Source organism: Lysinibacillus sp. OF-1, assembly GCF_028356935.1.
GTDB classification, from domain to species: domain Bacteria; phylum Bacillota; class Bacilli; order Bacillales_A; family Planococcaceae; genus Lysinibacillus; species Lysinibacillus fusiformis_D.
In genome coordinates, this window is sequence record NZ_CP102798.1 from 2,707,728 (window position 1) to 2,722,646 (window position 14,919).

12 protein-coding genes are annotated in these 14,919 nt (G+C 40.0%); 2 read left to right on the forward strand and 10 right to left on the reverse strand.

Annotated features, from left to right (window positions below):
• Positions 1-320: 320 nt before the first annotated feature.
• From leuD to NV349_RS13195, 9 genes are all read right to left on the reverse strand, one after another.
• Entirely contained in the window at positions 321-911 is a 591-nt protein-coding gene (leuD, locus tag NV349_RS13155) for a 3-isopropylmalate dehydratase small subunit (protein ID WP_058844543.1), read from the reverse strand.
• Between the two features lie 31 nt (positions 912-942).
• On the reverse strand, positions 943-2,352 hold the full coding sequence (gene leuC / locus NV349_RS13160) for a 3-isopropylmalate dehydratase large subunit (RefSeq protein WP_271910172.1): 1,410 nt from the start codon (positions 2,350-2,352) through the stop codon (positions 943-945).
• 17 nt (positions 2,353-2,369) lie between these two features.
• Positions 2,370-3,470, reverse strand: coding sequence for a 3-isopropylmalate dehydrogenase (gene leuB, locus NV349_RS13165; RefSeq protein WP_036123302.1), 1,101 nt, complete (start codon positions 3,468-3,470; stop codon positions 2,370-2,372).
• 368 nt (positions 3,471-3,838) lie between these two features.
• Positions 3,839-4,873 carry a ketol-acid reductoisomerase gene (gene ilvC / locus NV349_RS13170; RefSeq protein ID WP_036123296.1) on the reverse strand — a complete coding sequence of 345 codons (1,035 nt, stop codon included), beginning with the start codon at positions 4,871-4,873 and terminating at the stop codon, positions 3,839-3,841.
• An 85-nt stretch (positions 4,874-4,958) separates the two neighbouring features.
• A complete protein-coding gene (gene ilvN, locus NV349_RS13175) occupies positions 4,959-5,474 on the reverse strand; it encodes an acetolactate synthase small subunit (protein WP_036123293.1) in 516 nt (171 codons plus the stop codon).
• Positions 5,471-7,237, reverse strand: a complete 1,767-nt coding sequence (gene ilvB, locus NV349_RS13180; protein WP_058844541.1) for a biosynthetic-type acetolactate synthase large subunit — start codon at positions 7,235-7,237, stop codon at positions 5,471-5,473. The genes ilvN and ilvB overlap by 4 nt, the downstream gene beginning before the upstream one ends.
• A 483-nt stretch (positions 7,238-7,720) precedes the next feature.
• Positions 7,721-9,391: a dihydroxy-acid dehydratase gene (gene ilvD / locus NV349_RS13185; RefSeq protein WP_036123280.1), complete on the reverse strand. Its 1,671-nt coding sequence runs from the start codon at positions 9,389-9,391 to the stop codon at positions 7,721-7,723.
• A 372-nt stretch (positions 9,392-9,763) separates the two neighbouring features.
• Positions 9,764-11,086 carry a D-arabinono-1,4-lactone oxidase gene (locus NV349_RS13190; protein ID WP_058844540.1) on the reverse strand — a complete coding sequence of 441 codons (1,323 nt, stop codon included), beginning with the start codon at positions 11,084-11,086 and terminating at the stop codon, positions 9,764-9,766.
• Complete coding sequence (locus NV349_RS13195; RefSeq protein WP_271910176.1) at positions 11,074-12,249, reverse strand: amino acid deaminase/aldolase; 1,176 nt, start codon at positions 12,247-12,249, stop codon at positions 11,074-11,076. The genes NV349_RS13190 and NV349_RS13195 overlap by 13 nt, the downstream gene beginning before the upstream one ends.
• Before the next feature lie 766 nt (positions 12,250-13,015).
• On the opposite strand from NV349_RS13195, the gene NV349_RS13200 reads away from it, so the two are divergent.
• On the forward strand, positions 13,016-13,273 hold the full coding sequence (locus tag NV349_RS13200; protein ID WP_036123271.1) for a GlsB/YeaQ/YmgE family stress response membrane protein: 258 nt from the start codon (positions 13,016-13,018) through the stop codon (positions 13,271-13,273).
• Between the two features lie 35 nt (positions 13,274-13,308).
• On the opposite strand, the gene NV349_RS13205 is transcribed toward NV349_RS13200, so the two are convergent.
• Positions 13,309-14,007 (reverse strand): lytic transglycosylase domain-containing protein, encoded by a 699-nt coding sequence (locus tag NV349_RS13205; protein ID WP_058844538.1) that lies wholly within the window; start codon positions 14,005-14,007, stop codon positions 13,309-13,311.
• Positions 14,008-14,211: 204 nt separating this feature from the next.
• Here NV349_RS13205 and mscL point away from each other — a divergent pair, with 204 nt between their 5' ends.
• Positions 14,212-14,601: a large conductance mechanosensitive channel protein MscL gene (gene mscL / locus NV349_RS13210; RefSeq protein WP_036123266.1), complete on the forward strand. Its 390-nt coding sequence runs from the start codon at positions 14,212-14,214 to the stop codon at positions 14,599-14,601.
• Positions 14,602-14,919: the final 318 nt, after the last annotated feature.

A 14,919-nucleotide genomic window follows, 5' to 3' on the forward strand; every position in this document is an offset into this window, starting at 1 on the left:
TATATATGAGTATGGGGAAGCTAAACATTTCTTTAATAGACAAATCACCAGAAACTCATTCAACATCATATTTGGGAATCGTCTGTGGAGGAAGCCGAACATTTACGACATGAGAATGAAGGGATTAATACTTGGATGTTAGGCTGAAGAGAGGTTTTCTACTAGATAAATAAACGAAATCAATAGCAGTCTCTAGTTTTCATACTAAATGATCTTTGGGTGCTAATTGATCCATCAGTAGTGGAAATCAACAGCTTTACTTTATTTCACTGTAAAAGAAAAAACTGAAGACAACATAAAGTTGTCTTCAGTCTATCAAGTTAATAGGCTATCCGCTTTGCTTCATAGGCAGCAATATGGTCTTCGTATTTAAAGGTTAAGGCGATTTCATCCCAGCCATTGAGTAACGTTTCCTTATAATACGGATCAATCGAGAATTGATACACTGTACCATCTTCACCCGTTACAGTTTGCTCTGCCAGATTTACTTCCATTGTGTACGGCTTTGCCAAACCTTTAGCCAGAATATTATCGCATTCGGCTTCTGTTAGCTTAATAGGTAAAATTCCATTTTTAAAGCAATTATTATGGAAGATATCTGCAAAGGAAGGTGCTATTACTACATTAAAACCATAATCTAAAATGGCCCATGGTGCATGCTCACGAGATGAGCCACAGCCGAAATTATCTTGTGCTACTAGAATTTTTGATGCTTTAAATTCAGGTTTATTTAATACGAAGTCTGTTACTTCATTGCCTTGCGCATCATAGCGCCAGTGATAAAATAAATACTGCCCAAAACCTGTGCGCTCAATGCGTTTTAGAAATTCCTTTGAAATAATTTGATCTGTATCGACATTTTTACGATCAAGTGGTGTGATGACACTATTGACGATATTAATTGGTTCCATTTTTACTCATCCCTTCCGTGTAAAGCAAGATTTACACAGTTTCCTTGACAAATTCACGCACATCAACAAAATGACCTGCAATCGCAGCGGCTGCTGCCATTGGTGGTGATACTAAATGTGTACGAGAACCCGCGCCCTGACGTCCTTCAAAGTTGCGGTTAGATGTAGAAGCACAGCGTTCACCAGCTGGTACGACATCATCATTCATGGCTAAACACATGGAGCAACCTGACTCCCGCCATTCAAAGCCAGCTTCCATAAAGATTTTATCCAAACCTTCTGCCTCCGCTTGCTTTTTCGTAGTATGTGACCCTGGCACAACGATCGCTGTGACCTTATCGTGCACCTTGCGTCCTTTGATGATATTAGCTGCCGCACGTAAATCACTAATTCGTGAATTTGTACAGGAGCCAATAAAGACATGCTGGATGTCAATGGATGTTAAGGATTGCCCTTCCTCTAAGCCCATATAAGCAAGCGCTTTTTGAAGTGCCGCCTTATCAGAGTCATCCTCGTAATCTGCCTGTGTAGGCACATATCCTGAAACACCCGTACCCATCGAGGGATTGGTACCCCATGTAATGATAGGTTCAATTTCTTCTGCTTGTATGATACGAACTGTATCGTACGTAGCATCCTCGTCTGAGGCAAGGCTTAGCCAATAAGCAGCTGCTTCCTCTAATTTTTCACCTTGGGGTGCATATTTGCGACCACGAATATAATCGACGGTTGTTTGGTCAGGTGAGATGAGCCCTGCTTTTGCTCCTGCCTCAATCGACATATTACAAATCGTCATACGTTCTTCCATTGATAATTTGTGGATTGCCTCTCCAGTGAACTCCACAATATGTCCTGTACCAACGCCAATGCCGAACTTCGCAATAATGGCTAAAATAATATCTTTAGCTGCTACGCCAACTTGTAGCTCCCCTTCAACACGAATTTCCATCGTCTTCGGCTTATTTTGCCATAATGTTTGCGTCGATAATACATGCTCTACCTCTGATGTACCAATCCCAAAAGCAATTGCCCCAAAGGCACCGTGAGTGGATGTATGTGAGTCACCGCAGACAATTGTTTTACCTGGCTGTGTTAGCCCTAGCTCAGGCCCGATAACATGTACAATGCCTTGGTCAGGGTGACCCATCCCTGCTAGCTCAACGCCAAATTCTTCAGCATTTTTAGCCAATGTTTCGATTTGATTGCGTGCAATGGGATCATGGATAGTCGGTAAATTTTTCGTTGGTACATTATGATCCATTGTCGCAAAGCTTAAATCAGGACGACGCACTTTCCGTCCATTCAAACGTAGCCCTTCAAAAGCTTGCGGAGATGTTACTTCATGAATTAAATGAAGATCAATATATAACAGGTCCGGTTTGCCCTCTTCCTGATAAACTACATGTTTATCCCAAATCTTTTCAATTATATTTTTACCCATTGTCTTCACCTATTTCTTTAAATATATGTTGTCATAATGCTTTGTGAAACAAAGCTAGTATCAATTTCATTAATTACTTTATCTGTCCATTCATTTGTCGAAAGAATACGATTGCCATCACGGGCTAGATCTGCTGTAAAGTAACCATCATCAAATACCGCACTAACAGCACGCTCAATTTCTGCTGCCTCTTCTGTTAAACCAAATGAATATTGCAGCATCATAGCGACAGAAAGAATGGTTGCTGCAGGGTTTGCGACTCCTTGCCCTGCAATTTCTGGTGCTGACCCATGTACTGGTTCATATAAGCCAAAATTATCGCCACGGATAGATGCTGATGGTAATACACCTAAAGAGCCAGTAATGACAGAAGCTTCATCGCTTAAAATATCACCGAACATATTTTCAGTGACTACAACATCATAGTGTCCTGGGTTTGTAATAAGTTTCATCGCCACAGAGTCTACTAGATTATGTTCTACGATCACATCTGGATAATCTTTTTTCTTAGCTTCTACGACTTCTCGCCATAAGCGACTTGTTTCAAGCACATTCGCCTTATCAACAGAGCATAATTTGCCGCCACGTAAACGTGCTAGCTCAAAGGCATTTTCAACAATACGTTCCACTTCTGCTTTTGAGTAGACCGTTGTATCAATTGCGCCATTTTCAGTACGCATACGTGGTTCCCCGAAGTATACGCCGCCTGTTAGTTCACGGACAATCATTAAATCAACGTTTTCAGCTACTTCACGTTTCAGTGGTGAAGCATCTAGTAAACTCGGGAACGCCTTTACTGGACGTAGATTTGCAAAAAGATCGAAGTGTTTGCGAATTCGCAATAACCCTTTTTCCGGGCGTAATTCAGGTGGATTCTGATCCCACTTTGGACCACCTACAGCACCTAATAAAATCGCATCACTATTTTCACACATCTCGATTGTTTCTTCTGGTAGTGGATTATTATGCTGGTCGATAGCAGCACCTCCAATTGTTGCATACCCTAAATGAAAAGTATGATTAAATCGTTTACCAATCACTTGTAATACACGTACAGCAGAAGCAACAACCTCAGGGCCAATCCCATCACCAGGAAGTACTGTAATTTTTCTCTCCATCATCAAAACACCTTTCTTTGTATAGCGCATTCGCTAATTTAGTAAAGACGCCCACCTACCATTGAATTAGGTGGGCGCATTCATTACGTCTACGCGTAATTTTTTGTGAATGGATACAATACGCCATATCATCATTGCATCCGACTTGTGAATGGTATGTCATACGATTCACTACCTTTAAAACCTATACAGGATGTGCTCCCGAAGGCATGCTATTAAATGACGGTTAATGGCATTTAATAGCAGCTTCTAAACATCTTGAGAGGAGTTACGGCCGGTAGTCGATATATCCTCATAGTAAATTTTCAGCTGCGGTTAAGTAGATCTCAGCCAATTGTTCACCATTGTGAAGCGCAGTATCGAAAATATTAATTTTTCGCACTTGCCGCTACTTCTCGCACAACTTTTTCTTTCCCTTCGTTGATGAATGGCATCATAGCACGTAATTTCGCGCCAACTTCTTCGATTTGGTGGTTCGCACCAGCTTCCTTGAATTTTGTATATTCTGGACGACCATTTTCATTTTCTTGAATCCAACGACGTGCAAATGTGCCATCTTGGATATCTGTTAACACGTCTTTCATACGAGCCTTTACAGTTTCATCAATAATGCGTGGTCCTGCCACATAATCTCCCCACTCTGCTGTATCAGATACCGAGTAGCGCATTGTAGCCATACCACCTTCAAACATTAGGTCTACAATTAATTTAAGTTCATGTAGCGTTTCAAAGTAAGCTAGTTCTGGTTGGTAGCCAGCTTCTACTAACGTTTCGAAACCTGCTCTTACTAGCTGTGTTGCACCACCACAAAGTACTGCTTGTTCACCGAATAAATCTGTCTCTGTTTCTTCTTTGAATGTTGTTTCAAGTAAACCACCTCGCGCAGCACCAATTCCTTTCCCATAAGCAAGTGCTAAATCTTTTGCTTGCCCAGTAGCATCTTGATGGATAGCGAATAGACCTGGTACACCAGCACCTTCTTGGAATTGACGACGAACTAAATGTCCTGGTCCTTTTGGTGCTACTAAAAATACGTCAACATCTGCTGGTGGTGTAATTTGACCAAAATGGATATTGAAGCCGTGCGCAAACATCAGTGCTTTACCAGCTTGTAAATATGGTGCAATTTCTGCTTCATAAACGGCTTTTTGACGCTCATCTGGTAATAAAATTTGAATCACATCTGCTTCTTGTGCAGCCTCAGCCACAGTTTTCACGTCAATACCATCAGCTTTCGCAGCATCGAATGATCCACCTGGGCGAACCCCAACTACTACGTCAAAGCCTGATTCTTTAAGGTTTAGTGCATGTGCATGACCTTGTGAGCCGTAACCGATAATAGCGATTTTTTTTCCTTTTAATACGTCCTCGTTGATGTTTTGTTCATAGTACATTGTAGCCATAGTTTATTTCCTCCTAGAATTTGGTTTGGTTTTCATAGCTTTAGCAACTTGCTGTTTCAATAAAGCTATCAATTTTATATGCAAACTATTTTAAAATAGAGAGCTGTGGGTTTGAGATTTTTTGCGTTTCACGCACAGAGGCAGTGGCTCCTGTACGTGTCAGTTCTTTAATGCCATATGGTCGAATGAGTTCGATAAAGGCATCAATCTTTTCTGGGTGCCCTACTACTTGATACGTCACAACATTTTTGGCTGTGTCAATAATTTGTGCACGAAATGGTTCAACAATCGAATTCATTTCCAAGCGTAGATTTGGTGGTGAAATAACCTTTACTAGCGCCAGCTCTCGCAGAACAATTGATTTGTCGGTAATATCATTGACTTTTAACACATCAATTTGCTTGGATAATTGTTTTACTAGCTGCTCGATTTTGCGTTCATCCTCAACATTGACAACAAAGGTCATCTTAGAAAAATTTGGTTGTTCAGTATGCCCTACTGTAATCGATTCAATATTGAACTGTCGCTTCATCAACAAACCTGTCAATCGGTTTAATACACCACTTTGGTTAATCACAGTTACAGTAATTACTCGTTTCAATTCTTTTTCACCCCAATCATTTCATGTAAGCCTTTGCCTGGTGCTACCATTGGGTAAACACATTCAAGCTGTTTCACTCGACAATCAATTAATACTGGCTCATCAGAAAGTAGTGCCTCACGGAAAATATTCTCCGCCTCATCGATTGTGTTAATACGATAGCCTTTAATATTATAGGCATCCGCTAATTTAACAAAATCTGGTTGGATTGGCATCAGCGACGATGAATAACGTTCTTCATAGAATGTTTGTTGCCATTGGCGCACCATTCCAAGACAACTATTATTCAAAATCACTATTTTTACTGGTAAGTTAAATTCCTGTAGAATAGATAGCTCCTGTGCCGTCATTTGGAATCCAGCATCTCCTACAATCGAAATAACTTTTTTGTCTGGCTTCGCAAACTGAGCCCCAATTGCGGCCGGGAAGCCGAAGCCCATCGTACCAAGTCCACCAGACGTTACCCATGCATGATCATTATTTAAATGGTAGTATTGTGCTGCCCACATTTGATGCTGCCCTACATCTGTCGTTACAATGGCATCACCCTCTGTAATCTTGTGCACTAATTGCAATGCCTCTTGTGGTAAGATTTCTTGCGTATTGGCATCTTTGCAATACCACAATGGGTATTCATTCGCATGATTATTTAAAAAGGCTAGCCAGTCTGCTGTATCAGGACCTTCGAAATCCTTTTTCAACAATGCCTTTAACGCCTCTTTTGCATCCGCAACAATCGGAATATCTGTCGGTACGTTTTTACCAATTTCAGCAGGGTCAATATCGATATGGATAATCGTTGCATTTGGTGCAAATGTGGCTAAATTTCCTGTTAAGCGATCATCAAAACGTGCACCGATATTGAGTAGTAAATCTGTTTTTGTGATGGCTGTATTCGCTGTAACCGTACCGTGCATTCCTGCCATTCCAAGGAATAAATCATGTTCCCCATGAATGGAGCCTAGCCCTAGCAATGTATTCGTTACGGGGATACGGTATTTTTCAGCAAAGGCCGTTAATTCCTCACGTGCGTCAGCAAAAAGAACACCTGCACCAGCTAAAATAACTGGATTTTTTGCCAAAGAAATTGCTTGGATCGCCTTTTGAATTTGTAAATAGTTTGGTTTATAGGTTGGTTGATAGCCTGGTAAATAAATTTCATCTGGTGCTTGTGGTGGATTCTCTACATCAAACAACATTTGTGAAACGTTTTTTGGAAAGTCCACAACCACTGGTCCCTTACGTCCAGTGCTTGCAATATGGAATGCTTCCTTCACAATACGTGGAATGTCATTGACATCCTGCACTTGGTAATTGTGCTTTGTGATTGGTGTCGTAATCCCCATGATATCAGCTTCTTGGAAAGCATCTGTTCCAATGACAGATGTAGCAACCTGACCTGTGAAGACAACTAATGGGATGGAATCAATCATGGCATCCGCAATACCTGTTACGAGGTTTGTTGCACCAGGTCCACTTGTGGCAATGACAACGCCTGTTTTACCTGAGACACGTGCATAGCCTTCAGCCGCGTGAATAGCCCCCTGTTCATGTCTTGTTAAAATATGGCGAATCGGATTTTTATACATCGCATCATAGATTTGTAATACGGCTCCACCTGGATAGCCAAAGATGATTTCAACACCTTGATCATGCAAAGCCTGCACTAAAACATCTGCACCGTCCTTCGCTTGATAGGTTTGTTCAGCCGTTGCTGTTGTTGCTAATTGTTCTTGTTCATTGATTGAAACATTCGCACTCATCAATTTATGCCTCCTTCATTTCTTTCAAAGTCATACATCAGTGTTCTAGATTAGTAAAGTGCCACTAGCTGGTAAGTCTACCTCTCTTCCTTTTCATTGAGAGTTTGCTCATTACGTCGTGAAAATAATAAAAAAGCCCTTTTCTCCACACGCAAAGAACTACCTTACGTAGGGATGAAAAAGACTTTCCATGGTACCACCCTTTTTTATAGCAAATAATTGCTACCTCGCGAATAAATGACTGCATTTATACACCTATGCAAAAAATTTCACATCCAATAGGGTGTCATAAAACATTTATTCATTAATAACGAGCACTTTCGACTATGCCCGGAGCTATCTAATGGTGTAAACACGTTTAATAGCCCACTCCGAGGGGATGTCGGATCTAGTTGTATCGCCGGCTTCCAGCACGACCGGCTCTCTGGTAGATACAAGGCTCTAGAACCTTTAACCTCATCAACGTTTTCATTTATCTAGTTGTTAAATTTTCATTACGCCACCAGTGGAAGCGTTCGTCACTAATTTTGAATATCTTGCTAACCAACCACGTTTGATTTTTGGCTCAAAGACTGGTAATTTTGCACGACGTTCAGCTAAAACTTCATCTGAAACTTGTACATTAATCGTACGATTTGGTAGATCAATTTCAATAATATCTCCGTTTTCTACTAAGGCGATTGGACCGCCTTCAGCAGCTTCTGGTGAAATATGACCAATTGAAATACCTCGAGATGCACCTGAGAAACGACCATCTGTAATTAATGCAACCTTTGTACCAAGACCACGACCTTGAATCGCAGATGTTGGTGCAAGCATTTCAGGCATCCCTGGGCCACCCTTAGGTCCTTCATAGCGAATGACGACTACATGGCCCTCTTTCACTATTCCATTATCAATATTTTCCTGCGCTGCTTCCTGGGAATCAAAGACGATTGCCTCTCCCTTGAATACTTTGATGGAAGGATCAACTGCACCTACTTTAATAACGGAGCCATCAGGTGCAATGTTACCAAATAACACCGATAACCCACCTACAGCACTATAGGGATTGTCTTTTGTTCGAATGACTTGATCATTCGTGATGTGATAATCTTTGACAAGCTCACCCATCGTTACACCTGCAACGGTTGGGCGATCTGGATGAATAGCTCCCGGAATGGATGTTAATTCATTAATAATGGCACTAACACCACCCGCTTTATTGATATCATCCATTGAAATATCGGATGCAGGCATAATTTTCGCTAAATAGGGTACTCGCTCTGCTACTTTATTAATATCTTCAATGTTGTAATCTATTTCTGCTTCATTGGCAATGGCTAATGTATGAAGAACAGTGTTTGTGGAGCCTCCCATTGCCATATCAAGAGCAAAAGCATCATCAATTGACTCTTTTGTAATAATGTCGCGTGGCTTAATGTCTTCCTTGACCATACGAATTAATTGTTTGGCTGCTTCTTTAATCAGCTTGTGACGCTCTTCAGAAGTGGCAACGATTGTACCATTCCCTGGTAGAGCAACACCGAGCATTTCCATTAAACAGTTCATCGAGTTGGCTGTAAACATCCCTGAGCATGAGCCACATGTTGGACATGCATTATTTTCAATATCTAACAGCTCTTCAGATGACATCTTTCCTGATTTATGGGCTCCTACGCCTTCAAAAACAGAGGTTAAAGAAAGCTGCTTGCCTGAAGCAGAAGTACCAGCCTCCATTGGACCACCAGAAACAAAGATAGATGGTACGTTTGTGCGAACTGCTGCCATCAGCATCCCTGGTGTAATTTTGTCACAGTTAGGAATATAAAATACACCATCAAACCAATGTGCATTAATAACTGTCTCTGCTGAGTCTGCTATAATTTCACGACTTGGTAATGAATAACGCATACCAATATGCCCCATTGCAATACCATCATCGACACCAATTGTATTAAATTCGAATGGAATACCACCCGCTTCAATAATGGCTTCTTTCACTACATCAGCGAACGTACGTAAATGAACGTGACCTGGTATTATGTCGATATATGAGTTACAAACCCCAATAAATGGTTTGCCTAAATCTTTTGCTTTTACTTTGCCTGTTGCATATAAAAGACTTCGATGTGGCGCTCGATCTACGCCTACTTTAATCATGTCACTTCTCATTTTAAACGCCCCTCATTGCTATCCATACTATGTTCGTTGCTATAGACAAAATGTTCTGTCTTTTTAATTTTTGTTTATAGAGTAGCAGCCTACTAGATGGCTACTGCTGTAACGAACGTGTTAAATTGTTGTTATCATAGTACGAAAAAAAGGTCTCGTCAACAGTATTTTTTGAATTGTTCAAACAATTAAAAAAATCTGTCAAAATTGAAATCGTTTACATGCTGATTAAGCATCAGTTTTATCTCGCTTTGATAAAAATTTTGACATTTCGTTCAAATTTTAATTTTTCAATAATAACCAACAATGTAAGAGACCATTGATTCCCATATTTTCGGACAAGTTGAATCATCTTATCTATAGAGATAACGCTTACAATAGAAACAATTTTTTTAAGTAGCCTGTAAAAAATACTTGATCGGGATCATATTGGTGTCGTATTTTTAAAAACTTTTCGATCTCTGGATACAGTTCGTAGACGGTTTGTGCTGTTAAATGGTGTTGTTTGCCCCAGTGAGGTCGGCCATCATATTTTTGCATCAAAGTATGAACCCATTTAAAATAAGGCTCTTCTGACATCCCTTTATACATATGAAAGGCTATAAAAGCAGACTCGCGCCCCTGTGTTGGACTTAAAAAGCCTGCTTCCCCTGCAGTTGTTCGACACTCTAATGGGAAATGAACATTAAAAATCCCTTTTTTAAAGGTTGTATGAATTTCCTCCAAGCATGCTTCAAATTGAGCGAGTGGAATGGCATATTCACTTTCTTGGAACTTCACACTACGAGGAGAAGGATAAATTTCATAGCTTATGCCCACTTTTTCACTTTTCACCACATTTGCGGCTGCTATTTTACTCATAGCACCACTTAACGCTGGTTTCCACTTACAAAGTTCTGACATGGCAAAGAAAGCACCATTTTCTACAATTTGAAGCTTTAACGTTTCTATTTTTTTATTCCATTCACTTTGATAGATGGGTGCTACAGCATTCATCCGTTTTACTTGAATCGTCTCACTGCCAGGGAAATAAAACCATTCCACATGGCGATGTTGGCGAATATCCTCTGCGAATAGTGTGAGACCATTGCTCAAAGTTTCTCTTGCCCCAACATAATGCAAGCTATAAAGTGGCATGACTTTGATCGTTACTTTGACAAGGACACCAAGCATACCGAGCGATACATGTAGTGCTTCAGATAAATCGTCCATTCCCCTCCTGTGCTCCTGATATGTGCCAGTGCCATCTACAAACCCCCATGTCATGACAGCAGACGACAGAGAACCAAGTGTAATCCCTGTACCATGTGTACCCGTTGATACTGCTCCTGCAATCGTTTGCTCCTGAATATCCCCCATATTGATTAAAGCAAAGCCGTGCTTCTCCAGCATTGGTCCAATTTCATATAGGTAGGTACCAGCCCATAATGTTGCCTCCTGCTTTTCCTCATTCACAGCGATTAATCCACGCATATTATGTAAGGAAATAGCGATATGCTCTGGCATAGCCACAGCGCTAAAAGAGTGAGCTGCCCCTGTGACCCGAATCGTTTTTCCCGTTTCACGTGCATGCTTGACAATGGTTGAAACTTCTTCAACCGATTGTGGTAAGTACATTTCACTCGGATAAGAAATAACATTCCCCGCCCAATTTGTCCACTTTTCACCATTACGCCATTTTTCTATAGAAAACATTGTCCATCCCCCCTATATGTTGTGTAAGGCCCCATATACTTGTCCTCTCGAATCCCATGGAGTACTTGAAAACGCTCACAAAGCTCCCCCGCTTTTGCATGTCTAAAATAGATCGTATCACCAATATTAATATGTTTTCCTTTGACCTTTATAGGCGTTTGTACTTCTCCTGCTCCTTCTAAGCTAAGGTATGCAAAATTGCTAGGTTCATAGAATACAGGTAAGCGATCCAATCCAATTGCTCCAGAAGCCGTATAACCACCACCATGACAAACAACAATATTTTTTTCAGGCTTTCTCGTTACACTCAAAGCAAATCCAGCTGCCTTTTCTAGCTGTAAATGTGTAAATTGATCGAACAATGCAGGTGCATAAAAAGCGGAGCCTACTGTAATTTCAGTCACTTCTTTCTGCTGATTGGTATATAACATGCTCCCTGAGCCTCCACCATTGACGAAGCGTAAGTTTGGAAAATACGCCTTGATATGGGCTATCGCTAAGCGACGAAATTGGGTTACTTGTTTTTTAGCTTGTACTTGCATTGCCTCAATCACTTTGCCTTTTATTGCATTCGCAGGACGATTGCCAACGCCTGCTATTTGAGCCTCATAGCCCATTGCACCTACAACCTCAATCGCTGATGTTTTTTGAATCTCTTGCAAAAAAGGTGTCAGCGTCTCAAGAGAATACAACGATGAACGTTTAGTCCCGAAATACAGTACTTTAAAATCATTCGAAACATTAATATCAATGCAAACCTGTACACGTACACCTATTTCTAGTCCCAGCTTCGCTAATAGTTGGATATGTTCTGGCCGATCCACCATAAAAGTAACGCTCTTCCCGTCTTTGACGAAATGTAGCAAGCGACGAATAGCTGCTTCCTCCATTACTGGATAGCCCAGTAATAAATCATCAAATTGCTGCTGTAGTAAAAAAATGGTCTCTGCCGCTGTGAATGTCATAAAGCCTACAACATTAGCAAGGTTTTTCTGAACATAACGAAGCACTTCAACAGAACGAATCGATTTTGTCGCAATACGAATTTGCTTGCCACCACAAGCCTCTTGCACAGTTCGTATATTTTTATCCAGCGCATCTAAGTCCAACCAAGCAAATGGTCTTTCCAAATCATTAAACGCTCGATCCAATCTTGTCGTCATTTAATCCCTCCTGTATATACTATGTATTTGACAATTTACAGAATAATTTTGTTATTCATGAGTCAAAATAAAAACAACCGTGCGCTTTTTATTCAATAAGTCGACACAGTTGTTTTAGAATGGGACAAACATTTCATTCACCTTTCCATTCAATTGGTTACGATGCGTATAAGAAATCGGCTGCAAGATTTAGCAGCACTAACAAATGCAGACCAGCAATCAGAAAACCTTGACGATTTAAACGTTTCATAACAGCCATATTCATATGCAACACGCTCCTTTTTTCTCATTATAATCCTTTTAAACAGAATTTTCAAACTATTAAAAGGTGAAAATTTAACCATTTTCCATTCATATAAATAAAAAATGAACAACCGTATAATTGATTGAAATTCTGCTTCAACAAAAAATGCATTTTTTCATGGATAAAAAGGTGGTTTTTGCAAATATTTAGTCAAACGGCTGATTTTGGAGCGTTCCATCTATTTTTGGTACGAATTGAATGCGTGAACATACTATAGAAGTAAGCGAAAATCGGTGTATGTACAATATAGAAGTAATTGTAGTTAATGTGGACATTTTCACAATCATTTATGCAGTTGGAGTTACGTTAGTGTGGGCATGATGAAAGAGCTGCATTCATTTGTCTACAGCCATTATGACAGCATGTAATAATTACTAAACAAAATCGCAGTGTTTAATCTACTCCATTCAGGGTATAACTAAGTAATCGCCATTATATCTTAATTTTAAGGAGATGAAAATAATGATTAGTTTCATTTGGTATTTAATCATCGGAGGAATTCTTGGATGGTTAGCTGGCGTAATTTTAGGTAAAGATGTACCTGGTGGCATCATCGGGAATATTATTGCAGGGATTGTTGGTTCTTGGATCGGTAGTATGGTTTTAGGGAACTGGGGTTGGAGAGTAAGTGATTTCTACGTGTTCCCAGCACTGATCGGTGCCGTTGTGTTGATCTTTATCGTCAGCCTTATTTTAAAAGGTATGCGTAAAGCAACTTAAATATGTAATAAAGAGCCATCCATGGTGATGGCTCTTTATTTTGCTTCATTTAGTAAAACGGTTGCTCGGAGTTCATCGTGATAATTATTATACAATTGGTAGTAATACAATACATTTTCTACATATTCTTCACTATGATTGTATTGATACACAGCTTTCTTAATATTACCTTTGGCAGCTCCGTATTTAGCTAAATAATTAGCTGCACTAAATACCGCATCCTCAATATCATAGGGATCGGCTATACCATCCCCATTCGCGTCTACGCCATATCCTCCATATTTAGCAATTGTCTCTGGATTCATTAATTCAGCCTTCGTGATGTTTCCTTTTCCTAGTCCTGAACAAGTAGGATGCTGCCAGCCAACGAACGTGCACGGCATAAATTGCATATGCCCTTCTGCCCCGGCAGATGAAACCATTGATTTCACTGTAGAAAATCTCGTTTCAATTCGATGATGTGCAGCAAGCAATGTCCATGGCACACCATATTTCTCCTCCGCTGCTACATATACCGGAATGTATTTCTCTGGAATGTCCATATCGAAATGTTGTTGAATCTCCTCGATTGCCTTTTGCTGTGCAAGCTTTTCGAAAATCGGTAATGTTTGAAGTTCCTTCCACGCAAAAAATGTCAGGACATACACCGTTATCGCAACGGGAATCAATAATGCTATCATACCCAATTTTGTAGCGGGTGATAACATGGCTTTGTTGTTCTTTTTCTTTGTCATACGTCACACCTAATCTAGTATTCTTTTTCTATATTACCAAATTTTTCGTTATATGTAGTAAATCTTTTAATTTTTGTAAGATAGAAACTTCCAGTTGTAGGTTGCTATTCATTTTCACTATAAAAGCAGTTGAAAGGTTTGCTAAAAATATAGTAAAATACAGATTGATTCATTATATTGGATAATAATAGGGAGGCATTTATTTTGTGGAAAGACTTTAAAGAATTTGCAATGAAAGGCAATATTGTCGATCTAGCAGTAGCAGTAGTCATCGGTGGTGCTTTCGGTAAAATTGTTACCTCCTTAGTTGAAAATATCATTATGCCATTAGTTGGTATTTTAACAGGTGGTGTTGATTTAACAAAGAGCTTTGTTTTTGGCTCTGGTGAAGCCCAAGTCAATTTAGGTGTATTTCTACAATCAATTATTGATTTTTTAATTATTGCATTTGCCATTTTTATGGCGCTCCGAATTATGACGAAGCTTACACGTAAAAAAGAAGAAGCAGTCGTTGAAGAGCCAGCTCCTGAATTAGATGCAAAAGAAGAGCTCCTCAAAGAAATTCGTGATTTACTCAAAAAAGAACAAGCCTAACATATGACACCAAAGGATCTGCCTTATTCGAAAGAGGCAGATCCTTTGGTTTTGTATCCTTCTCTTTGGATGTTCTATCCGCTACTTTATGCGTATCCTCCACTTTCTCTGCTCTATCCATCTCTTTCCGCGTTCTATCCGCTGCTTTCCTTATTCTATCCACCAACTTTATGCGTATCCTCCACTTTCTCTCTTTCCGCGTTTTAACCGCTACTTTCCTTACTCTATCTACCAGTTTTATGCGTATCCTTCTCTTTCTCTGCTCTATCCATCTCTTTCCGCGTTCTATCCGCTACTTTCCTTACTCTATCCACCAAC